Annotated in this window: 28 protein-coding genes; all 28 read left to right on the top strand. The window is 65.9% G+C overall.

Annotation, left to right across the window (positions count from 1 at the left end; genetic code table 11):
- The first annotated feature begins 62 nt into the window (after positions 1–62).
- The 28 genes from rpoC to rpsM all read left to right on the top strand — a co-directional run bounded on the left by rpoC (position 63) and on the right by rpsM (position 19,228).
- Positions 63–4,253 (top strand): DNA-directed RNA polymerase subunit beta', encoded by a 4,191-nt coding sequence (gene rpoC / locus FHR90_RS05495; protein ID WP_176621542.1) that lies wholly within the window; start codon positions 63–65, stop codon positions 4,251–4,253.
- A gap of 450 nt (positions 4,254–4,703) precedes the next feature.
- A complete protein-coding gene (rpsL, locus tag FHR90_RS05500) occupies positions 4,704–5,075 on the top strand; it encodes a 30S ribosomal protein S12 (protein WP_176621543.1) in 372 nt (123 codons plus the stop codon).
- A 15-nt stretch (positions 5,076–5,090) separates the two neighbouring features.
- A complete protein-coding gene (rpsG, locus tag FHR90_RS05505; RefSeq protein ID WP_176621544.1) occupies positions 5,091–5,567 on the top strand; it encodes a 30S ribosomal protein S7 in 477 nt (158 codons plus the stop codon).
- Positions 5,568–5,666: 99 nt separating this feature from the next.
- Positions 5,667–6,857 (top strand): elongation factor Tu, encoded by a 1,191-nt coding sequence (gene tuf, locus FHR90_RS05510; RefSeq protein ID WP_176621545.1) that lies wholly within the window; start codon positions 5,667–5,669, stop codon positions 6,855–6,857.
- A gap of 121 nt (positions 6,858–6,978) precedes the next feature.
- Positions 6,979–7,287: a 30S ribosomal protein S10 gene (gene rpsJ, locus FHR90_RS05515; protein ID WP_176621546.1), complete on the top strand. Its 309-nt coding sequence runs from the start codon at positions 6,979–6,981 to the stop codon at positions 7,285–7,287.
- Positions 7,288–7,299: 12 nt separating this feature from the next.
- The gene (gene rplC / locus FHR90_RS05520; RefSeq protein WP_176621547.1) at positions 7,300–7,977 is read left to right on the top strand and encodes a 50S ribosomal protein L3; all 678 of its coding nucleotides are present in this window, start codon (positions 7,300–7,302) and stop codon (positions 7,975–7,977) included.
- 11 nt (positions 7,978–7,988) lie between these two features.
- On the top strand, positions 7,989–8,603 hold the full coding sequence (rplD, locus tag FHR90_RS05525) for a 50S ribosomal protein L4 (RefSeq protein WP_176621548.1): 615 nt from the start codon (positions 7,989–7,991) through the stop codon (positions 8,601–8,603).
- A gap of 35 nt (positions 8,604–8,638) precedes the next feature.
- Positions 8,639–8,935 (top strand): 50S ribosomal protein L23, encoded by a 297-nt coding sequence (locus FHR90_RS05530; RefSeq protein WP_456305512.1) that lies wholly within the window; start codon positions 8,639–8,641, stop codon positions 8,933–8,935.
- Between the two features lie 13 nt (positions 8,936–8,948).
- Entirely contained in the window at positions 8,949–9,779 is an 831-nt protein-coding gene (rplB, locus tag FHR90_RS05535; RefSeq protein ID WP_176621550.1) for a 50S ribosomal protein L2, read from the top strand.
- A gap of 15 nt (positions 9,780–9,794) precedes the next feature.
- Positions 9,795–10,073 (top strand): 30S ribosomal protein S19, encoded by a 279-nt coding sequence (gene rpsS / locus FHR90_RS05540; RefSeq protein ID WP_176621551.1) that lies wholly within the window; start codon positions 9,795–9,797, stop codon positions 10,071–10,073.
- 1 nt (position 10,074) lies between these two features.
- Complete coding sequence (gene rplV / locus FHR90_RS05545) at positions 10,075–10,503, top strand: 50S ribosomal protein L22 (protein ID WP_176621552.1); 429 nt, start codon at positions 10,075–10,077, stop codon at positions 10,501–10,503.
- 3 nt (positions 10,504–10,506) lie between these two features.
- The gene (rpsC, locus tag FHR90_RS05550) at positions 10,507–11,184 is read left to right on the top strand and encodes a 30S ribosomal protein S3 (RefSeq protein ID WP_176621553.1); all 678 of its coding nucleotides are present in this window, start codon (positions 10,507–10,509) and stop codon (positions 11,182–11,184) included.
- Between the two features lie 25 nt (positions 11,185–11,209).
- On the top strand, positions 11,210–11,626 hold the full coding sequence (gene rplP / locus FHR90_RS05555) for a 50S ribosomal protein L16 (protein ID WP_176621554.1): 417 nt from the start codon (positions 11,210–11,212) through the stop codon (positions 11,624–11,626).
- 1 nt (position 11,627) lies between these two features.
- Positions 11,628–11,843, top strand: a complete 216-nt coding sequence (gene rpmC, locus FHR90_RS05560) for a 50S ribosomal protein L29 (protein ID WP_176621555.1) — start codon at positions 11,628–11,630, stop codon at positions 11,841–11,843.
- 13 nt (positions 11,844–11,856) lie between these two features.
- Positions 11,857–12,129 carry a 30S ribosomal protein S17 gene (rpsQ, locus tag FHR90_RS05565; protein WP_176621556.1) on the top strand — a complete coding sequence of 91 codons (273 nt, stop codon included), beginning with the start codon at positions 11,857–11,859 and terminating at the stop codon, positions 12,127–12,129.
- A gap of 11 nt (positions 12,130–12,140) precedes the next feature.
- Positions 12,141–12,509, top strand: a complete 369-nt coding sequence (gene rplN / locus FHR90_RS05570) for a 50S ribosomal protein L14 (RefSeq protein WP_176621557.1) — start codon at positions 12,141–12,143, stop codon at positions 12,507–12,509.
- A complete protein-coding gene (gene rplX / locus FHR90_RS05575) occupies positions 12,509–12,829 on the top strand; it encodes a 50S ribosomal protein L24 (RefSeq protein ID WP_176621558.1) in 321 nt (106 codons plus the stop codon). Before rplN ends, rplX begins: the two co-directional genes overlap by 1 nt.
- Positions 12,830–12,839: 10 nt before the next feature.
- Positions 12,840–13,409, top strand: coding sequence for a 50S ribosomal protein L5 (rplE, locus tag FHR90_RS05580; RefSeq protein WP_176621559.1), 570 nt, complete (start codon positions 12,840–12,842; stop codon positions 13,407–13,409).
- A 120-nt stretch (positions 13,410–13,529) separates the two neighbouring features.
- A complete protein-coding gene (gene rpsN / locus FHR90_RS05585) occupies positions 13,530–13,835 on the top strand; it encodes a 30S ribosomal protein S14 (RefSeq protein WP_176621560.1) in 306 nt (101 codons plus the stop codon).
- A gap of 12 nt (positions 13,836–13,847) precedes the next feature.
- Positions 13,848–14,246 carry a 30S ribosomal protein S8 gene (gene rpsH, locus FHR90_RS05590; protein WP_176621561.1) on the top strand — a complete coding sequence of 133 codons (399 nt, stop codon included), beginning with the start codon at positions 13,848–13,850 and terminating at the stop codon, positions 14,244–14,246.
- Between the two features lie 12 nt (positions 14,247–14,258).
- Positions 14,259–14,792, top strand: a complete 534-nt coding sequence (gene rplF / locus FHR90_RS05595; RefSeq protein ID WP_176621562.1) for a 50S ribosomal protein L6 — start codon at positions 14,259–14,261, stop codon at positions 14,790–14,792.
- Positions 14,792–15,154 carry a 50S ribosomal protein L18 gene (gene rplR / locus FHR90_RS05600; protein WP_176621563.1) on the top strand — a complete coding sequence of 121 codons (363 nt, stop codon included), beginning with the start codon at positions 14,792–14,794 and terminating at the stop codon, positions 15,152–15,154. The genes rplF and rplR overlap by 1 nt, the downstream gene beginning before the upstream one ends.
- Positions 15,155–15,167: 13 nt before the next feature.
- A complete protein-coding gene (gene rpsE / locus FHR90_RS05605) occupies positions 15,168–15,761 on the top strand; it encodes a 30S ribosomal protein S5 (protein ID WP_176621564.1) in 594 nt (197 codons plus the stop codon).
- Positions 15,754–15,933 carry a 50S ribosomal protein L30 gene (rpmD, locus tag FHR90_RS05610; RefSeq protein ID WP_176621565.1) on the top strand — a complete coding sequence of 60 codons (180 nt, stop codon included), beginning with the start codon at positions 15,754–15,756 and terminating at the stop codon, positions 15,931–15,933. The genes rpsE and rpmD overlap by 8 nt, the downstream gene beginning before the upstream one ends.
- Before the next feature lie 6 nt (positions 15,934–15,939).
- Positions 15,940–16,422, top strand: a complete 483-nt coding sequence (gene rplO / locus FHR90_RS05615; RefSeq protein ID WP_176621583.1) for a 50S ribosomal protein L15 — start codon at positions 15,940–15,942, stop codon at positions 16,420–16,422.
- A gap of 131 nt (positions 16,423–16,553) precedes the next feature.
- Positions 16,554–17,915, top strand: a complete 1,362-nt coding sequence (gene secY, locus FHR90_RS05620) for a preprotein translocase subunit SecY (RefSeq protein ID WP_176621566.1) — start codon at positions 16,554–16,556, stop codon at positions 17,913–17,915.
- Complete coding sequence (locus tag FHR90_RS05625) at positions 17,912–18,586, top strand: adenylate kinase (protein WP_176621567.1); 675 nt, start codon at positions 17,912–17,914, stop codon at positions 18,584–18,586. Before secY ends, FHR90_RS05625 begins: the two co-directional genes overlap by 4 nt.
- 264 nt (positions 18,587–18,850) lie before the next feature.
- On the top strand, positions 18,851–19,228 hold the full coding sequence (rpsM, locus tag FHR90_RS05630) for a 30S ribosomal protein S13 (protein WP_176621568.1): 378 nt from the start codon (positions 18,851–18,853) through the stop codon (positions 19,226–19,228).
- Positions 19,229–19,309 lie beyond the last annotated feature (81 nt).

A 19,309-nucleotide genomic window follows, 5' to 3' on the forward strand; every position in this document is an offset into this window, starting at 1 on the left:
GACGAATTTTATGTGTTCCGCCGCTTTGGGCGAAGTGGTGGGGACCGCGGGGGTATCGACGCATGAATGAACTGATGAAGATCCTCGGCCAGACTGGCCAGGCCGTCACCTTCGACCAGATCAAGATCCAGATGGCGTCGTCGGAGCAGATCCGCTCCTGGTCGTATGGCGAGATCAAGAAGCCGGAGACGATCAACTACCGCACCTTCAAGCCGGAGCGGGACGGGCTGTTCTGTGCCCGCATCTTCGGGCCGATCAAGGACTACGAGTGCCTGTGCGGCAAGTACAAGCGCATGAAGTTCCGCGGCATCATCTGCGAGAAGTGCGGCGTCGAGGTGACGCTGGCGAAGGTGCGCCGTGAGCGCATGGGCCATATCGAGCTCGCCAGCCCCGTCGCCCATATCTGGTTCCTCAAGTCGCTGCCGTCGCGCATCGGGCTGATGGTCGATCTCACGCTCAAGGAGCTGGAGAAGATCCTGTATTTCGAGAGCTACGTGGTTCTCGATCCGGGCGCGACCGACCTCAAGCGCCACCAGCTCCTCAACGAGGACCAGCTGCTCGCCAAGCAGGACGAGTTCGGTGACGATTTCCAGTTCGGCATTGGCGCGGAGGCCATCAAGACCATTCTCCGCGACATCGACTGCGATGCCGAGAAGGTGCAGCTGCGCGCCGACCTCAAGGAGACCACCTCCGAGGCCAAGCGCAAGAAGCTGGTCAAGCGTCTGAAGCTGATCGAGGCGTTCGCCGAGTCCGGTTCGCGCCCCGAGTGGATGATCCTCGACGTGGTGCCGGTGATCCCGCCCGAGCTGCGCCCGCTGGTGCCGCTCGATGGTGGCCGCTTCGCGACCTCGGATCTCAACGATCTCTATCGCCGCGTCATCAACCGCAACAACCGCCTCAAGCGGCTGATCGACCTGCGCGCGCCCGACATCATCGTGCGCAACGAGAAGCGCATGCTGCAGGAGAGCGTGGATGCGCTGTTTGACAACGGCCGTCGCGGGCGCGCGATCACGGGGGCCAACAAGCGTCCGCTGAAGTCGCTGTCCGACATGCTCAAGGGCAAGCAGGGCCGCTTCCGGCAGAACCTGCTCGGCAAGCGCGTCGACTATTCGGGCCGTTCGGTGATCGTGGTCGGTCCCGAGCTCAAGCTGCACCAGTGCGGCCTGCCGAAGAAGATGGCGCTCGAGCTGTTCAAGCCGTTCATCTACTCGAAGCTCGAGAAATACGGTCACGCCACCACCATCAAGGCCGCCAAGCGGATGGTGGAAAAGGAGCGTCCCGAGGTGTGGGACATCCTCGAGGAGGTGATCCGCGAGCATCCGGTGATGCTGAACCGTGCGCCGACCCTGCACCGTCTCGGCATCCAGGCCTTCGAGCCGGTGCTGATCGAGGGCAAGGCGATCCAGCTGCATCCGCTGGTCTGCACCGCGTTCAACGCCGATTTCGACGGCGACCAGATGGCCGTGCATGTCCCGCTGAGCCTCGAGGCGCAGCTGGAAGCGCGCGTGCTGATGATGAGCACCAACAACATCCTCAGCCCGGCGAACGGCAAGCCGATCATCGTGCCGAGCCAGGACATCGTGCTGGGCCTGTACTATCTCTCGCTCGAGACGGCGGCGTTCCGCGTCACCCCCGACCAGAACGAGTATGACGCGCAGGGCAAGCTGGTGAAGACCGGCGCGACGGCGTTCTCCTCGATCGGCGAGATCGAGTATGCGCTGACCGCCAAGGCGATCCATCTGCACGACAAGATCCGTGCACGCTTCGACACCGTCGATGCGGACGGCAAGCCGATCCGGCAGACCGTGGTCACCACGCCGGGCCGGATGCTGATCGCGCAGATCCTGCCCAAGCACCCGGCGGTGCCGTTCGCGCTGATCAACAAGCAGCTCACCAAGAAGAACGTCTCCGACGTGATCGACGCCGTCTACCGTCATTGCGGTCAGAAGGAATGCGTGATCTTCGCCGACCGGCTGATGGGTCTGGGCTTCGGCCAGGCGGCGAAGGCCGGCCTGTCCTTCGGCAAGGACGACATGATCATCCCGGCTTCCAAGCAGGCGATGATCGACGAGACGACCGCCGAGGTGAAGGAGTTCGAGCAGCAGTATCAGGACGGCCTGATCACCGCCGGCGAGCGCTACAACAAGGTGGTCGACGCCTGGTCGCGCTGCACCGATGCGGTGGCGGGCGCGATGATGAAGGAGATCTCCAAGCAGGAGATCGGCAAGCCGACCAACTCGGTGTGGATGATGAGCCATTCCGGTGCGCGCGGGTCGCCGGCGCAGATGCGTCAGCTCGCCGGCATGCGCGGCCTGATGGCCAAGCCTTCGGGCGAGATCATCGAGCAGCCGATCATCGCCAACTTCAAGGAAGGCCTGTCGGTTCTCGAATACTTCAACTCGACCCATGGCGCCCGCAAGGGCCTCGCGGACACCGCGCTGAAGACCGCGAACTCCGGCTATCTGACCCGTCGTCTGGTCGACGTCGCCCAGGACTGCATCATCGTCGAGGACGATTGCGGCACCGAGCGCGGCCTAACCGTGCGTGCGGTGATGGATGGCGGCGAAGTGGTCTCCTCGCTGTCGGAGCGCATCCTCGGCCGCACCACGGCCGCCGACGTGGTCGATCCGGCGGATGGCGCGATCGTGCTGCCGCGCAACACGCTGATCGGTGAGGCGGAAGCCGAGCGGGTCGAGCGGGCGGGCGTCGAGTCGGTGCTGATCCGCTCGGTGCTGACCTGCGACAGCCGCGTCGGCGTCTGCGGGCATTGCTACGGGCGCGATCTGGCCCGCGGCACGCCGGTCAATATCGGCGAGGCGGTGGGTGTCATTGCCGCGCAGTCGATCGGCGAGCCGGGCACGCAGCTCACCATGCGCACCTTCCATATCGGCGGTGCCGCGCAGCGTGGCGCGGAGCAGTCGAGCGTGGAGGCGTCGCATGACGGCCGCGTGACCATCCGCAACCGCAACGTGGTGCAGAATTCCCAGGGGATTCCGGTCATCATGTCGCGGAACTGCGAGATGGTGCTGACCGACGACAAGGGCTCCGAGCGCGCCCGCTACCGCGTGCCCTACGGTGCGCGTCTGCTGGTCGAGGAGGGCGCGGAGGTCACCCGCCAGCAGAAGCTGGCCGAGTGGGACCCGTACACCCTGCCGATCATCACCGAGCGCGCCGGCAAGGTCGAATATCTCGACCTGATCGACTCGATCACCTTGGTCGAGCGGATGGACGAGGTCACCGGGCTCACGTCGAAGGTGGTCGTCGACTACAAGCAGGCGGCCAAGGGCGTGGACCTGCGTCCGCGCCTGCAGCTCAAGGACGACCGCGGCGATGTGGTGAAGCTGCCGAACGGCAACGATGCGCGCTACTTCCTCTCGCCCGACTCGATCCTCTCGGTCGAGAACGGCGCGGTGGTGCATGCGGGTGACGTGCTCGCCCGTATTCCCCGCGAGGGCAGCAAGACACGCGACATCACCGGCGGTCTGCCGCGGGTGGCCGAGCTGTTCGAGGCGCGTCGTCCGAAGGATCACGCGATCATCGCCGAGATCGACGGTCGGGTGGAGTTCGGCAAGGACTACAAGGCCAAGCGTCGCATCATCGTCAAGAACGACGAGACCGGCGAGGAGAGCGACTATCTGATCCCGAAGGGCAAGCACGTCTCGGTGCAGGAAGGCGACTTCGTGCGTCGTGGCGACCCGTTGGTCGACGGGCCGCGCGTGCCGCACGACATCCTCAAGGTGCTGGGGGTGGAAGCGTTGTCGGACTACCTCGTCAACGAGATCCAGGACGTCTATCGACTGCAGGGCGTGAAGATCAACGACAAGCACATCGAGGTGATCGTTCGCCAGATGCTGCAGAAGGTCGAGATCCTCGAGCCCGGCGACACCACCTATCTGGTGGGCGAGCTGGTCGACCGGATCGAGTTCGAGGGCGAGAACGAGAAGCGGCTGCGGGAGAACGAGCGTCCGGCGCAGGCGATGCCGGTGCTTCAGGGCATCACCAAGGCCTCGCTGCAGACGCAGAGCTTCATCTCTGCGGCGTCGTTCCAGGAGACCACGCGCGTGCTCACCGAGGCGGCGACCGCCGGCAAGGTGGATACGCTCAACGGGCTCAAGGAAAACGTGATCGTCGGGCGCCTGATCCCGGCGGGCACGGGTTCGGTGATGAACCGCCTGCGTGCGGTCGCGGCCGGGCAGGACGGGCAGCGTGTGGCAGGCAAGGTGCCGGCACTGCCGGATCGTGCCGCGGAGTGAGTGAGGGCGGGGGCACTGCCCCCGCACCCCCGACAAAGGGCTTGCCCTTTGCAAACAAGTCAGGAAAGGCGCCGGCGAGGTCTCCCTCGCCGGCGCCTTTTCTGTGAAAATCGGGTTCGCAGAAGGCAAGCCCTTTGCCGGCGTGCGGGGGCGGCGCCTCTGCCATGTTTGCGCTGTCAATATGCTTGACTCTGCGTTGGTCCGCTCGTAGGTTCCGCGCCCTTAGCTGACCTCGGCGATTTTCGTCGCGGGGGCCGCTGGATGCAGCACCGGAGCGTGCGGCGCCGCGGAGAATCGGGGCTTGTTTCCGAATCGCCGCCTAGGCCGTGCGCAGTTGGAATGTCCGCAAGGGCCGGTCGTCCCGGTTCGGGCGGGTTTTTGCTGCATCGAGTGGGTCTTTGCCGCGGCGGTCGGGCGAGGCGGAACGTTTTAGGATTGGGACAGGGGCGTATGCCGACCATCAACCAGCTGATCGCGAACGGGCGCGAGCCTGCCGCCAAGCGCAACAAGGTTCCGGCCCTCCAGGGGTGCCCCCAGAAGCGCGGCGTGTGCACGCGCGTCTACACCGTCACCCCGAAGAAGCCGAACTCCGCCCTGCGTAAGGTCGCCAAGGTGCGCCTGACCAACGGTCACGAGGTGGTCAGCTACATCCCCGGCGAGGGTCACAACCTCCAGGAGCACTCCGTGGTGCTGATCCGTGGCGGTCGCGTGAAGGACCTTCCGGGCGTTCGCTACCACATCCTGCGCGGCGTGCTCGACACGCAGGGCATCGCCAAGCGTCGTAAGCGCCGTTCGCTCTACGGCGCGAAGCGTCCGAAGTAAGAAGAGGACCAGGGCATGAGTCGCCGCCGCCGCGCCGTCAAGCGCGAGATCCTGCCGGACGCCAAGTTCGGTGACATCGTCATCACGCGCTTCATGAATGCGCTGATGTATGACGGTAAGAAGTCCACGGCCGAAGGCATCGTCTACGGTGCGCTCGACACGCTGCGCAAGCGCGGCGGGGCGACGGCCGATCCGGTGCGCATGTTCCATGAGGCACTGGAGAACGTGAAGCCGGCCGTCGAGGTGCGTTCGCGCCGCGTCGGTGGCGCGACCTACCAGGTGCCGGTCGAGGTTCGCACCGAGCGCCGTCAGGCGCTGGCGATCCGCTGGCTGATCGACGCCTCGCGCAAGCGTGGCGAGAACACGATGCAGGACCGCCTGTCGAACGAGCTTCTGGACGCGGTGAACAACCGTGGCACCGCCGTCAAGAAGCGCGAGGACACGCACCGCATGGCTGAGGCCAACAAGGCCTTCAGCCACTACCGCTGGTAACAGCGGGCGCTTGCCACCGCTGGCAACAGCGGGCGCTTGGTAGACTAGAGAAACTTCAACCGCGATCCCCGGCGACAGACCGGGTAACGGAGCACAACGATGGCTAAGGCGAAATTCGAGCGGAACAAGCCGCACTGCAACATCGGCACCATCGGTCACGTCGACCATGGCAAGACGTCGCTGACGGCTGCGATCACCAAGACGCTCGCCAAGACGGGTGGCGCGACCTTCACGGCCTACGACCAGATCGACAAGGCCCCCGAGGAGCGCGCGCGCGGCATCACGATCTCGACCGCCCACGTCGAGTACGAGACCACCAACCGTCACTACGCGCACGTGGACTGCCCCGGCCACGCCGACTACGTGAAGAACATGATCACCGGTGCCGCCCAGATGGACGGCGCGATCCTGGTCGTGTCGGCCGCTGACGGCCCGATGCCGCAGACCCGCGAGCACATCCTGCTCGCCCGTCAGGTCGGCGTGCCGGCGCTGGTGGTGTTCCTCAACAAGGTCGACCAGGTCGATGACCCCGAACTGCTCGAGCTCGTCGAGATGGAAGTCCGCGAGCTGCTGTCGTCGTACCAGTTCCCCGGCGACGACATCCCCATCGTCAAGGGCTCGGCGCTCGCCACCCTCGAGGACAGCAACGCGGAGATCGGCGAGAAGGCCGTGCTCGAGCTGATGGCCGCCGTGGATGCCTACATCCCGCAGCCGGAGCGTCCGATCGACCGTCCGTTCCTGATGCCGATCGAGGACGTGTTCTCGATTTCCGGCCGTGGCACGGTGGTGACCGGTCGCGTCGAGCGTGGCGCCGTCAACGTCGGTGACGAAGTCGAGATCGTGGGCCTCAAGGCCACCGTGAAGACCACCGTCACCGGTGTCGAGATGTTCCGCAAGCTGCTCGACCGCGGCGAGGCCGGCGACAACATCGGCGCGCTGCTGCGTGGCACCAAGCGCGAGGACGTCGAGCGCGGCCAGGTCCTGGCCAAGCCGGGCTCGATCACCCCGCACACGAAGTTCAAGGCCGAGGCCTACATCCTCACCAAGGAAGAGGGTGGCCGTCATACGCCGTTCTTCACCAACTACCGCCCGCAGTTCTACTTCCGCACGACCGACGTCACCGGCGTCGTGACCCTGCCGGAAGGCACCGAGATGGTGATGCCGGGCGACAACATCTCCATGGACGTGACGCTGATCGCGCCGATCGCCATGGATGAGGGTCTGCGTTTCGCGATCCGCGAGGGTGGCCGCACCGTCGGCGCCGGCGTGGTGGCGAAGATCGAGGCCTGACGCTTCGAAGGTCCGGGCCGGGACGAACAGTCCCGATCCGGACCGGGCATCGTATGTCGGCGCGTCATGAGGGCGCGCCGACCTCTGGATCGCCAATCTGTTCCTGGGTTTTTTCGAGATAATGGACAACCAGAACATCCGCATTCGCCTGAGGGCGTACGATCACCGCGTGCTCGACAACAGCACGAAGGAGATCGTCAACACCGCGAAGCGTACGGGTGCGCGGGTGCGCGGGCCGATCCCGCTGCCGACGCATATCGAGCGTTTCACCGTCAACCGCTCTCCGCATGTGGACAAGAAGAGCCGCGAGCAGTTCGAGATCCGGACGCATCGCCGCCTGCTCGACATCGTTGAGCCGACCCCGCAGACCGTGGACGCTCTCATGAAGCTCGACCTCGCCTCTGGCGTGGACGTCGAGATCAAGATCTGAGGCCCGGGAATCATGCGCACAGGATTGATTGCCAAGAAGCTGGGCATGACCCGGCTGTTCAAGGACGACGGCACCCACGTGCCGGTCACCGTCCTGCATCTCGACGAGCTGCAGGTGGTCGACACCCGCACCGTCGAGCGTGATGGCTACACCGCCGTCCAGCTCGGCTCGGGCAAGGCCAAGGTGAAGAACGTCAGCAAGCCGAACCGTGGCCATTTCGCCCGCGTGAAGGTGGAGCCGAAGAAGAACCTGCGCGAGTTCCGCGTGTCGGAAGACGCGCTGCTCGAGCCGGGTGCGACGCTGTCGGCGGCGCATTTCGTGGTCGGCCAGAAGATCGACGTCACCGGCACCTCCAAGGGCAAGGGTTTTGCCGGCGGCATGAAGCGCTGGAACTTCGCCGGTCTCGAGGCGAGCCACGGCGTGTCGATCTCGCACCGTTCGCTCGGTTCGACCGGTAACCGCCAGGACCCGGGCAAGACCTTCAAGAACAAGAAGATGGCCGGTCATCTCGGTGGCGAGCGGATCACCACGCTGAACCTCGAGGTCGCGGCGGTGGACGTGGAGAAGGGTCTCATCATGGTGCGCGGCGCGGTGCCGGGCTCCAAGGGTGAGCTGGTCGAGGTGCGCGACGCGATCAAGCGCGCCCGTCATGCCGATGCGCCGTTCCCGGCAGCTTTGGTCGGGGCGTGAGGACAATGGCAATGGAAGTCGAAATCAAGACCCTCGACAATGGCAGCGCCGGCACCGCCGAGCTGCCCGAGGCGATCTTCGGGGCCGCTCCGCGCAGCGACATCATGGCGCGCGTGGTGCACTGGCAGCTTGCGCGTCGCCGCGCCGGCACGCACCGCACCAAGGGTATGGGCGAGGTGTCCGGCACGACCAAGAAGCCGTATCGCCAGAAGGGCACCGGCAATGCCCGCCAGGGCTCGCTGCGCGCGCCGCAGTTCCGCACCGGCGGTGTGGTGCATGGTCCGGTCGTCCGCGATCATGGCTATGACCTGCCCAAGAAGATCCGCCGCCTCGGCCTGATCAGCGCGCTCAGCCAGAAGGCGGCCGAGGGCAAGCTGGTGGTGCTCGAGACCGCGTCGGGTGCGACGAAGTCTGCAGCACTCGCCAAGCAACTCAAGGTGCTGGGCTGGAACTCGGCGCTGATCGTCGACCGTGCGGTCGATGAGGGTTTCCTGCGTGCGGCGCGCAACCTGCCGCGCATCGACGTGCTGCCGACCGTGGGCGCGAATGTCTATGACATCCTCAACCACGACGTGCTGGCGATCACCCGCGAGGGGCTCGAAGGCCTGAAGGAGCGCCTGGCATGACCAACATTCTCGCCATCCGCCGCAAGGCGGAAAAGCTGCCGCGCGAGGCGATGTATGACATCGTGCGCGCGCCGGTGATCACCGAGAAGGCGACGATGCTGTCCGAGAAGAACCAGGTGGTCTTCAAGGTGGCGATCGATGCTTCCAAGCCCGAGATCAAGGCCGCCGTCGAGGGGCTGTTCGGGGTGAAGGTCGTCGGCGTCAACACGCTGGTGCAGAAGGGCAAGACGAAGCGGTTCCGCGGCCGTCCGGGTCAGCGTTCCGACGTCAAGAAGGCGTTCGTGCAGCTTGCGGAAGGTCAGTCCATCGACCTGACCGCGAAGCTGTCCTGAGAGGTCGCGACAGATGGCATTGAAGCACTTTAAGCCCGTCACGGCGAGCCTTCGCGGCACCGTCCTGATCGACCGCAGCGAGCTGTGGAAGGGCAAGCCCGTCAAGACGCTGACCGAGGGCAAGAGCCACTCGGGCGGCCGCAACAACCACGGCCGCACCACGGTGCGGTTCCGGGGCGGCGGGCACAAGCAGACCTATCGCTATGTCGACTTCAAGCGTCGCAAGTTCGACGTCGTCGGCACCGTGCAGCGTCTGGAGTACGATCCGAACCGCACCGCGTTCATCGCGCTGGTGAAGTATGCCGATGGCGAGCTCGCCTACATCCTGGCCCCGCAGCGCCTTCGCGCCGGCGATCAGGTGGTGGCCGGTGCGCGCGTCGACATCAAGCCGGGCAACGCGATGCCGCTCTCGGCGATCCCGGTCGGCACCATCGTGCACAACATCGAGCTCAAGGCCGGTGCCGGTGGCAAGGTCGCACGTTCGGCGGGCACGTATTGCCAGCTGGTCGGCAAGGATGCCGGTTATGCGCAGGTCAAGCTGCAGTCCGGTGAGCTCCGCGTGGTGCGCGGCGAGTGCATGGCGACGGTTGGCGCGGTCTCGAACCCCGACAACATGAACCAGCACATCGGCAAGGCCGGGCGTTCGCGCTGGCTGGGTCGGCGTCCGCACAACCGCGGTGTGGTGATGAACCCGGTCGATCACCCGCATGGTGGTGGCGAGGGCCGCACCTCGGGTGGCCGTCATCCGGTCACGCCCTGGGGCAAGCCGACCAAGGGCTACAAGACGCGCGTCAACAAGCGCACCGACAAGCTGATCATCCGTCGCCGCAAGAGCGGCAAGTAAGAAGGGGCAGTCAAGATGGCACGTTCCGTCTGGAAGGGCCCGTTCGTGGACGGGTATCTGCTGAACAAGGCCGAGGCGTCACGGGCGTCGGGCCGCAACGAGATCATCAAGATCTGGTCGCGTCGCTCGACGATCCTGCCGCAGTTCGTCGGCCTGACGTTCGGTGTCTATAACGGGCACAAGTTCCTGCCCGTTCAGGTCAACGAGAACATGGTCGGCCACAAGTTCGGCGAGTTCTCCCCGACGCGGACCTTCACCGGTCATTCGTCGGACAAGAAGGCGAAGCGGGGCTGACATGAGCAAGCCGAAACATCCGCGCGCGCTCGCTGAGACGGAGGCGCAGGCGATCGCGTCGAACATCCGCATCAGCCCGCGCAAGCTGAACCTGGTGGCGGGTCTGATCCGCAACAAGCCGGCCTCCGACGCCGTCGCCACGCTGACGTTCTCGAAGCGCCGCATCGCCCAGCAGGTCCGCAAGACCCTCGAAAGCGCGATCGCGAACGCCGAGAACAACCATCAGCTCGATGTCGACCAGCTGGTCGTCACCCGGGCCGAGGTCGGCAAGTCGATCGTGATGCGTCGCTTCCATGCCCGTGGTCGCGGCCGTGCGTCGCGCGTCGAGAAATGGTTCAGCCACCTCAAGATCGTGGTCGCCGAGCGCGCCCCCGAGGAAGAGGCGCCGAAGGCCAAGCGTACCCGTTCATCCGAGCAAGAGGCGGCCTGAACCATGGGTCACAAAGTCAATCCGATCGGGCTCCGGCTCGGCATCAACCGGACCTGGGACAGCCGCTGGTTCGCCGATACCGACTATGCGCGTCTGCTGCATGAGGACATCAAGCTGCGTGCGCATCTGCGCCGTCGCCTCAGTGGCGCGGGCGTGTCGCGCGTGGTGATCGAGCGTCCGGCGAAGAAGCCGCGCGTGACGATCTATGCCGCGCGTCCCGGCGTGGTGATCGGCAAGAAGGGTGGCGACATCGAGGTGCTGCGGAAGGATCTCGCCCGTATGGCGAAGTCCGAGGTGGCGCTGAACATCGTCGAGATCCGCAAGCCCGAGATCGACGCGACCCTGGTCGCCGAGAACATCGCCCAGCAGCTCGAGCGTCGCGTGGCCTTCCGTCGTGCGATGAAGCGTGCGGTGCAGTCGGCGATGCGTCTGGGCGCGCAGGGCATCCGGATCAACTGCAGCGGTCGTCTCGGCGGTGCCGAGATCGCCCGCATCGAGTGGTATCGCGAGGGGCGGGTGCCGCTGCACACGCTGCGCGCCGATATCGATTACGGGGTTGCGACCGCGAAGACCACCTACGGCACCTGCGGTGTCAAGGTGTGGATCTTCAAGGGCGAGATCCTGGCCCACGACCCGCTGGCGCAGGATCGCCGTGCGGCAGAGCAGGCGCCGCAGCGCTGATCTCTGACGCTTAAGGAACAAGAAAATGCTCTCTCCTAAGCGGACCAAGTACCGCAAGGCCCACAAGGGTCGGATCCACGGATTGGCCAAGGGCGGCACGACGCTGAATTTCGGCGCGTTCGGCCTCAAGGCACTCGAGCCGGAGCGGGTCACCGCTCGCCAGATCGAGGCCGCCCGCCGCGCGATCACGCGTGCCATGAAGCGCGCTGGTCGTGTGTGGATCCGGATTTTTCCGGACGTTCCCGTCTCCACCAAGCCTGCCGAGGTCCGCATGGGCTCCGGCAAGGGCTCGCCCGAGTTCTGGGTGGCGCGCGTGAAGCCGGGCCGCATCATGTTCGAGATCGAGGGCGTGCCGCCCGAGGTTGCCAAGGAAGCCTTGGAACTCGGTGCCGCGAAGCTGCCGATCAAGACCAAGTTCATCACCCGAGTGGGAGAGGCCTGAGATGGCGAAGGCGACCAAGCCGGCCGACATCCGCGCCAAGTCCGCGGATGAGCTGAAGACGATGCTGCTCGACCTCAAGCGCGAGCAGTTCAACCTGCGCTTCCAGCGGGCCACCGGCCAGGCTGAAGGCACCAGCCGTTCGCGCGAGGTCCGTCGCGACATCGCGCGGGTGAAGACGATCATTGCCGAGACGGGTGTCTCGGCCTCGAAGTCCTGAAGGAGTAGGGGCGATGCCGAAGCGCGTCCTGACCGGACGGGTGACGTCCGACAAGATGGACAAGACCGTGACGGTGCTTGTCGATCGGCGGGTCATTCATCCGCTGTACAAGAAGTTCATCCGCCGCTCGAAGAAGTATGCGGCGCATGACGAGCTGAACGAATGCAAGGTTGGCGACACGGTGCGCATCGTCGAGTGCCCGCCGATCTCCAAGCGCAAGACCTGGACGGTCGTCGCGCGCAACGGGAGCGATCTCGGTGCGGCCGCGGCTCCGGCCTCGGTCTGAGGGGATAAGAGATGATTCATCCCGAGACCAACCTGGACGTCGCCGACAACAGCGGCGCGCGTCGGGTGCAGTGCATCAAGGTGCTGGGCGGCTCCAAGCGGAAGACCGCCTCGGTCGGCGACGTCATCGTCGTGTCCGTCAAGGAAGCGATCCCCCGCGGCAAGGTGAAGAAGGGCGACGTCCATCAGGCCGTCATCGTCCGCACCGCGGCCGCCGTGCGCCGCGCCGATGGCAGTGCGATCCGCTTCGACCGCAACGCGGCCGTGCTGATCAACAAGCAGCAGGAGCCGATCGGCACCCGCATCTTCGGCCCGGTCGTTCGTGAACTGCGCGCGCGCAAGTTCATGAAGATCATTTCTCTCGCGCCCGAGGTGCTGTGATGGCCGCTCGTATTCGCAAGGGCGACACCGTCGTCGTCACCACCGGTTCGGACCGTGGCAAGCAGGGCGAGGTGCTCAGCGTCTCGCCGAAGGACAACCGCGCCGTCGTGCGCGGCGTCAAGATCGCCAAGCGCCACACCAAGCCGCGCGGCATGGGTGAGCCTGGCGGCATCGTCGAGCGCGAGGCCGCGATCGACCTGTCGAACCTGGCCCTCGTCGATCCGAAGAGCGGCAAGCCGACCAAGGTCGGGTTCCGCGTGCTCGAGGATGGCCGCAAGGTCCGCGTCGCGCGTGCGACCGGCGAGATCATCGAGAGCTGAGGGGGCTGTCATGTCAGAAGTGAAGGAAGCCGCCCGCTACACGCCGCGCATGCAGGCGCGCTATCGGGACGAGCTGCGGGCCAAGCTGCGCGAGCAGTTCGGTTACGCCAACGAGATGCAGGTGCCGCGTCTCGAGAAGATCGTGATCAACATGGGCGTCGGCGAGGCCGCCGGCGACCAGAAGAAGCTCGACGCCGCTGTCGCCGAGCTGACGCAGATCGCGGGCCAGAAGGTGGTCAAGACGGTGGCGAAGAAGGCGATCGCCGGCTTCAAGATCCGCGCCGGCCTGCCGATCGGCTGCAAGGTCACGCTGCGCCGCCAGCGCATGTACGAGTTCCTCGACCGGCTGGTGACGATCGCGCTGCCTCGGGTGCGCGACTTCCGCGGCATCAGCGGCAAGGGCTTCGACGGTCGTGGCAATTTCGCGATGGGTCTGAAGGAACAGATCGTGTTCCCGGAGATCAATTACGACAAGGTCGACCAGATCCGCGGCATGGACATCGTGTTCGTGACCTCGGCGAAGACCGATGCGGAAGCGAAGGCGCTGCTCAAGGCGTTCGACCTGCCGTTCGCGAACTGATTTTTCTCTCGCCTTTCCACGGGGCGTTGAGCTAAACGAACGACCCCTCCCCGAAAGGGGTGGGGTTTTTGGGAAAACCGTCGGGATGGCCCGACAGGTTCCGGAGGATGAAGAAAGCCTATGGCCAAAGTCTCCGCGGTCAACCGCAACGCCAAGCGTGAACGCATGGCGGCGCGTGACAAGAGCAAGCGCACCGCGCTCAAGACCATCGTGATGGATCGCTCGCTTCCGGTCGAGGAGCGTTTCGACGCCTCGCTGAAGCTGGCCGAGCTGCCCCGCAACGGAAGCCGCGTGCGCGTGAAGCTGCGCTGCGCACTCACCGGGCGCAGCCACGCCAACTACCGCAAGTTCAAGCTCTGCCGTATCGCGCTGCGTGATCTCGCCAACTCCGGCCAGATCCCCGGCATGGTCAAGTCGAGCTGGTAAGGGCCATCCGCGATGTCTTTGTCCGATCCTTTGGGTGATATGCTCACCCGCATCCGCAATGCGCAGCGCAGCCGTCATTCGGCGTGCGTGACGCCTGCGTCCAAGCTCCGTGCGAGCGTTCTCGAGGCGCTGAAGCGCGAGGGCTACATCCGTGGCTTCGCCGCCGAGGAGCTGCGTCCCGGCGTGGCCCAGATCCGCATCGAGCTGAAATACAACGAGGGCGAGCCGGTGATCAAAGAGATCCACCGCGTCTCCAAGCCCGGCCGCCGCGTCTACTCCAAGATCAAGGAGCTGCCGCGCGTGTATGCCGGCCTCGGCGTGTCGATCCTGTCCACTCCGCGCGGCGTCCTGAGCGACGCCGAGGCCCGCGCTGCCAATGTCGGCGGCGAGGTCCTCTGCCGCGTGTTCTGAGGAGGGATTTCGATGTCACGCGTTGGTAAATATCCGGTCGAGATCCCGTCGGGCGTCGAAGTGGCGATCGCCGGCGGCATCCTGACCGCCAAGGGCAAGCTCGGCGAGCTGTCGATGCCGCTGTCGTCCCATGTCGAGACCAAGGTCGAGGACAACAAGGTGTCCGTCGCGCCGCGCACCGAGGCCGCCCAGGCCCGCATGATGTGGGGCACGACCCGTGCGCTGGTCGCCTCGCTGGTGAAGGGTGTGTCGACGGGCTACAGCAAGACGCTCGAGATCACCGGCACGGGTTATCGTGCGGCGGTGCAGGGCAAGAACCTGGTGCTCAACCTCGGCTACTCGCATGACGTGATCTATGCGATCCCCGAGGGGATCAAGATCAGCACCCCGCGTCCGACGGCCGTGGTGGTCGAGGGGATCGACAAGCAGCGGGTCGGGCAGGTCGCGCTCGATATCCGCAACTTCCGGAAGCCGGAGCCCTACAAGGGCAAGGGCGTGCGCTACGACACGGAAGTCATCCGTCGCAAGGAAGGCAAGAAGAAGTAATGAGCACGCAGCAGGATCTGCGGGAGCGGCGGCGCGAGCGCCTTCGCTTCCAGCTTCGCCGCAAGGCCGGCGGGCGTCCGCGCCTGTCGGTGTTCCGTTCGGGCAAGAACATCTACGCGCAGGTGATCGACGATCAGGCCGGCCGCACGGTCGCGTCCGCCTCCACGCTGGAGAAGGAGGTCCGCGAGGGCCTCAAGACCGGCGCGGACAAGGCGGCGGCGGAAGTGGTCGGCAAGCTGGTTGCCGAGCGCGCGGTGGCGGCCGGCATCACTGCGGTGGTGTTCGATCGCGGCTCCTATCTCTACCACGGCCGCGTCAAGGCGCTGGCCGATGCCGCCCGCGCCGGCGGCCTGGCCTTCTGAGGGGATCGAGACAATGGCACGTGAACCCAGGGAAGGCGGCCGCGGCCGCGATCGTGAGCCTCGCGAGCAGCGCGAGGGCGACGACCTGATCGACAAGCTGGTGACCATCAATCGCGTCGCCAAGGTGGTGAAGGGTGGCCGTCGCTTCGCCTTCGCCGCCCTGGTCGTGGTCGGGGACCAGAAGGGCCGCGTCGGCTACGGCGCCGGCAAGGCCCGTGAGGTGCCCGAGGCGATCCGCAAGGCCACCGAGCGCGCCAAGCGCAGCATGATCCGCGTTCCGATGAAGGAAGGCCGCACGCTGCATCACGACGTGCACGGGCATTTCGGTGCCGGCAACGTGGTGCTGCGTTCGGCCGAGGCCGGCACAGGCATCATCGCCGGCGGCCCGATGCGCGCGGTGTTCGAGAGCCTCGGCGTCCATGACGTGGTCGCCAAGTCGCTCGGCAGCCGCAACCCGCACAACATGGTCAAGGCGACCTTCGCCGCCCTCGAGCGCTGCGCGAGCCCCCGTTCGGTGGCCGCCCGCCGTGGCAGGAAGGTCACCGACATCCTCGGCAAGCGCGACGTGGCGCATGCAGAGGGCGCCGAGGAGGCCGCTCATGTCTGACAAGATCACCGTGACGCAGATCGCGTCCGGCAACGGCCGCAAGCCGGGCCAGCAGCAGACGCTGATCGGGCTCGGTCTGAACAAGATCAACCGGACGAGTGAACTCGAGGACACCCCCGCCGTGCGCGGGATGATCCGCAAGGTCGCCCATCTGGTGAAGGTGGAGGGCTGAACCATGGTGAAGCTCAACGAACTGCGCGACAACAAGGGCGCGCGTCCGACCTCGAAGCGCCTCGGCCGTGGCATCGGCTCCGGCAAGGGCAAGACCTCGGGCAAGGGTGTGAAGGGCCAGAAGGCGCGTGAGGGCGTGTCGCTGAACGGGTTCGAGGGCGGTCAGCTCCCGATCTACCGGCGTCTGCCGAAGCGCGGCTTCAAGAACATCTTCCGCAAGGTCTATGCGCCGGTGAACCTCGGCGCGCTCGACGCGGCGATCGCCGCGGGCAAGATCGATGCCGGCCAGCCGGTGACGGAAGAGGTGCTGCGTCGCGCCGGGCTCGTGTCGGGCAAGGTCGATGGCGTGCGCGTCCTCGGCCGCGGCGAGATCAGCCATGCGGTGACACTCAATGTGTCCGGTGCCTCGGCCAGCGCGGTTGCCGCGCTGGAGAAGGCCGGCGGCTCGCTGAAGCTGCTGGGTGGCGAGACGGAGACGGTCTCGGCTTGAGAGTGAGACACCTGGCCTGATTTATCGGTCGATGCCGATTGTCGGGTCAGGACGTCAGGGCTAGAAAAGACGCGGCGTCCCCCGGCTGATCGCCAGGGGACGCCGTTGTCGTGAACAGGGGAAACGCGCCTATGGCCTCCGCGGCCGAGCAGCTCGCTGCCAACCTCAATTTCAGCACGCTGTCCAAGGCGACCGAGCTCAAGAAGCGCCTGTGGTTCACGCTGGGCGCGCTGATCGTCTATCGCATCGGCACCTATATCCCGGTCCCCGGCGTCGATGCCGCGGTGATGGGCGAGCTGATGAACCAGCACCAGAGCGGCATCCTGGGCATGTTCAACATGTTCACCGGCGGTGCGCTCGGCCGCATGACCGTGTTCGCCCTCAACATCATGCCCTACATCAGCGCCTCGATCATCGTGCAGCTGATGACCGCGGCGATCCCGACCCTGGAGGCCCTCAAGAAGGAGGGCGATTCGGGGCGCAAGAAGCTCAACCAGTACACGCGCTATCTCACGCTGGTGATTGCGCTGTTCCAGGCCTACGGCATCTCGGTCGGGCTCGAGTCGATGCACGGTGCGTCGGGGCCGGCGGTGATCGACCCGGGCGTGTTCTTCCGCCTGTCGAGCGTGGTCACGCTGGTGGGCGGGACGATGTTCCTGATGTGGCTGGGCGAGCAGATCACCGCGCGCGGGGTCGGCAACGGCATCAGCCTGATCATCTTCGCCGGCATCGTCGCCAACCTGCCGCACGCGCTCGCCTCGCTGTTCGAGCTCGGCTACACCGGCGCGCTGTCGCCGTTCTTCGTGCTGGTGTTCCTGGTGCTGGCGGCCGCCACCATCGCCTTCATCGTGTTCATGGAGCAGGCGCAGCGCCGGGTGACGATCCAGTATCCCAAGCGCCAGGTCGGTATGCGCATGTATGGCGGCGACACCACCCATATGCCGCTCAAGGTGAACACCTCGGGCGTGATCCCGCCGATCTTCGCCTCCTCCGTGCTGCTGATCCCGGCCACCATCTCCGGCTTCGCGGGTGCGGCCGGCACCGGCGGCTGGCTGGGGACCGTCGGCCGTGCGCTCGGTCACGGGCAGCCGCTCTACATGCTGATGTATGCGGCGATGATCATCTTCTTTGCCTATTTCTATACCGCGGTGGTGTTCAACCCGCAGGAGACGGCCGACAATCTCAAGAAGAACGGCGGCTTCATCCCCGGCATCCGGCCCGGACGCGCCACGGCGGAGTATTTTGACCGTATCCTCGCCCGGCTGACCACGATCGGCGCTGCCTATCTGGTGGTGGTCTGCCTGCTGCCGGAAATCCTCATCAGCCACTACAACGTGCCGTTCTATTTCGGCGGCACCAGCCTGATCATCATCGTGTCGGTGACGATGGATACCGTCACCCAGATCCAGTCGCACCTGATCGCCCATCAGTATGAGGGTCTGATCCGGAAGTCGCGCGGACGCACGGCCGGTGCGCGGGTGGTGCGGCGATGAACATCATCCTTCTCGGCCCGCCCGGCGCGGGCAAGGGCACCCAGGCGAAGCGTCTGGAGGCCGAGTACGGGCTGGTGCAGATCTCCACCGGCGACATGCTGCGCGCCGAGGTCAAGGCCGGCACCCCGGCCGGGCTGGAGGCCAAGGCGCTGATGGATGCCGGCAAGCTGGTGCCCGACGAGATGATCGTCGCCATGCTGGGCCGGCGCATTGCCGAGCCGGACTGCGCACGGGGCTTCATCCTCGACGGCTTCCCCCGCACCGTGCCGCAGGCCGAGTCGCTCGACCGGCTGCTGGCCGAGCAGGGGCACCCGCTGGATGCCGTGGTCGCGCTGACCGTGGACGAGGCGGAACTCGTCGAGCGCATCGCCGGTCGCTACACCTGTGCGAAATGCGGCGCCGGCTATCACGACCTGTTCAAGAAGCCGGCTGTGGCGGGCGTGTGCGATGTCTGCGGCAGCACCGAATTCGTCCGTCGCGACGACGACAAGCGTGAGACGGTCACCGCGCGTCTCGACGCCTACCGCCGGCAGACCGCGCCGATCCTGCCTTATTATGCCGGCCGCGGCGTGCTCAACGAGGTCGACGGCATGGCCTCGATCGAGTCGGTCAGCGCGTCAATCGACGCGGTACTGCACCGCCTGCATCCCGAGAAGCTCACGCAGCGCTGATGCGCGGCCCGACACCCTGCATTGATCTCGCTGGGATCACGGGAAGTTGATCAGAAAAGATTGACTCACGAGGGCTGGACGCTATAGTCCGCGCCCTCAAGCAGGGCGCCTCGGAGCGCGGTCATTTCATGGGCCGCGAGCGGGCGTCAGGCAGACGAAATCCGATCATTCCGGGGCACCGCCCCGTGTGACGACAACCCGCTCCCTTTTGTCGGGGGCGTTCTTTCATGCCCGGGTGCGACCCGTGCGACAGGAGTGAGTGGCGTGGCGCGTATTGCCGGCGTGAATATCCCGACCAACAAGCGGGTCACCATCGGCCTGCGTTACATCTACGGCATCGGACCGTCCAAGGCGCAGTCGATCTGCACCCAGCTGGGCATTCCCGATGAGCGTCGGGTGAACGAGCTGTCCGACGACGAGGTTCTGAAGATCCGCGAGCTGATCGACCGTGAGTATCAGGTCGAGGGCGATCTTCGTCGCGAGGTCGCGATGAACATCAAGCGTCTGATGGACCTGGCCTGCTATCGCGGCCTGCGTCATCGCCGCGGCCTTCCGGTCCGCGGCCAGCGCACGCACACCAATGCCCGCACCCGCAAGGGCAAGGCGGTGGCGATTGCCGGTAAGAAGAAGGTCACGAAGTAAGAACCTTGGCGGGTGGCAGGCTGCTGCCCGCCCGGTCTCAGCTACGGTTTGTGGGCTTTGGCTGGGCCCGGATGAGTTGAA

Source organism: Endobacter medicaginis (assembly GCF_014192375.1).
In the GTDB taxonomy this organism is placed as follows: domain Bacteria; phylum Pseudomonadota; class Alphaproteobacteria; order Acetobacterales; family Acetobacteraceae; genus Endobacter; species Endobacter medicaginis.

What these genes read in the sequence shown, in the direction of transcription:
- rpsQ (WP_176621556.1), top strand. Translation starts at nt 11,857, where the DNA reads ATGCCGAAGCGCGTCCTGACCGGACGGGTGACGTCCGACAAGATGGAC.
- rplE (WP_176621559.1), top strand. Translation starts at nt 12,840, where the DNA reads ATGTCAGAAGTGAAGGAAGCCGCCCGCTACACGCCGCGCATGCAGGCG.
- rpoC (WP_176621542.1), top strand. Translation starts at nt 63, where the DNA reads ATGAATGAACTGATGAAGATCCTCGGCCAGACTGGCCAGGCCGTCACC.
- rplX (WP_176621558.1), top strand. Translation starts at nt 12,509, where the DNA reads ATGGCCGCTCGTATTCGCAAGGGCGACACCGTCGTCGTCACCACCGGT.
- rplP (WP_176621554.1), top strand. Translation starts at nt 11,210, where the DNA reads ATGCTCTCTCCTAAGCGGACCAAGTACCGCAAGGCCCACAAGGGTCGG.
- secY (WP_176621566.1), top strand. Translation starts at nt 16,554, where the DNA reads ATGGCCTCCGCGGCCGAGCAGCTCGCTGCCAACCTCAATTTCAGCACG.
- rpsG (WP_176621544.1), top strand. Translation starts at nt 5,091, where the DNA reads ATGAGTCGCCGCCGCCGCGCCGTCAAGCGCGAGATCCTGCCGGACGCC.
- rplV (WP_176621552.1), top strand. Translation starts at nt 10,075, where the DNA reads ATGAGCAAGCCGAAACATCCGCGCGCGCTCGCTGAGACGGAGGCGCAG.
- rpsL (WP_176621543.1), top strand. Translation starts at nt 4,704, where the DNA reads ATGCCGACCATCAACCAGCTGATCGCGAACGGGCGCGAGCCTGCCGCC.
- rplD (WP_176621548.1), top strand. Translation starts at nt 7,989, where the DNA reads ATGGAAGTCGAAATCAAGACCCTCGACAATGGCAGCGCCGGCACCGCC.
- rpsH (WP_176621561.1), top strand. Translation starts at nt 13,848, where the DNA reads ATGTCTTTGTCCGATCCTTTGGGTGATATGCTCACCCGCATCCGCAAT.
- FHR90_RS05625 (WP_176621567.1), top strand. Translation starts at nt 17,912, where the DNA reads ATGAACATCATCCTTCTCGGCCCGCCCGGCGCGGGCAAGGGCACCCAG.
- rplF (WP_176621562.1), top strand. Translation starts at nt 14,259, where the DNA reads ATGTCACGCGTTGGTAAATATCCGGTCGAGATCCCGTCGGGCGTCGAA.
- rplN (WP_176621557.1), top strand. Translation starts at nt 12,141, where the DNA reads ATGATTCATCCCGAGACCAACCTGGACGTCGCCGACAACAGCGGCGCG.
- rplR (WP_176621563.1), top strand. Translation starts at nt 14,792, where the DNA reads ATGAGCACGCAGCAGGATCTGCGGGAGCGGCGGCGCGAGCGCCTTCGC.
- rplB (WP_176621550.1), top strand. Translation starts at nt 8,949, where the DNA reads ATGGCATTGAAGCACTTTAAGCCCGTCACGGCGAGCCTTCGCGGCACC.
- rpsE (WP_176621564.1), top strand. Translation starts at nt 15,168, where the DNA reads ATGGCACGTGAACCCAGGGAAGGCGGCCGCGGCCGCGATCGTGAGCCT.
- rpsN (WP_176621560.1), top strand. Translation starts at nt 13,530, where the DNA reads ATGGCCAAAGTCTCCGCGGTCAACCGCAACGCCAAGCGTGAACGCATG.
- rpmC (WP_176621555.1), top strand. Translation starts at nt 11,628, where the DNA reads ATGGCGAAGGCGACCAAGCCGGCCGACATCCGCGCCAAGTCCGCGGAT.
- rpsJ (WP_176621546.1), top strand. Translation starts at nt 6,979, where the DNA reads ATGGACAACCAGAACATCCGCATTCGCCTGAGGGCGTACGATCACCGC.
- rpmD (WP_176621565.1), top strand. Translation starts at nt 15,754, where the DNA reads ATGTCTGACAAGATCACCGTGACGCAGATCGCGTCCGGCAACGGCCGC.
- rpsS (WP_176621551.1), top strand. Translation starts at nt 9,795, where the DNA reads ATGGCACGTTCCGTCTGGAAGGGCCCGTTCGTGGACGGGTATCTGCTG.
- rplC (WP_176621547.1), top strand. Translation starts at nt 7,300, where the DNA reads ATGCGCACAGGATTGATTGCCAAGAAGCTGGGCATGACCCGGCTGTTC.
- rpsC (WP_176621553.1), top strand. Translation starts at nt 10,507, where the DNA reads ATGGGTCACAAAGTCAATCCGATCGGGCTCCGGCTCGGCATCAACCGG.
- tuf (WP_176621545.1), top strand. Translation starts at nt 5,667, where the DNA reads ATGGCTAAGGCGAAATTCGAGCGGAACAAGCCGCACTGCAACATCGGC.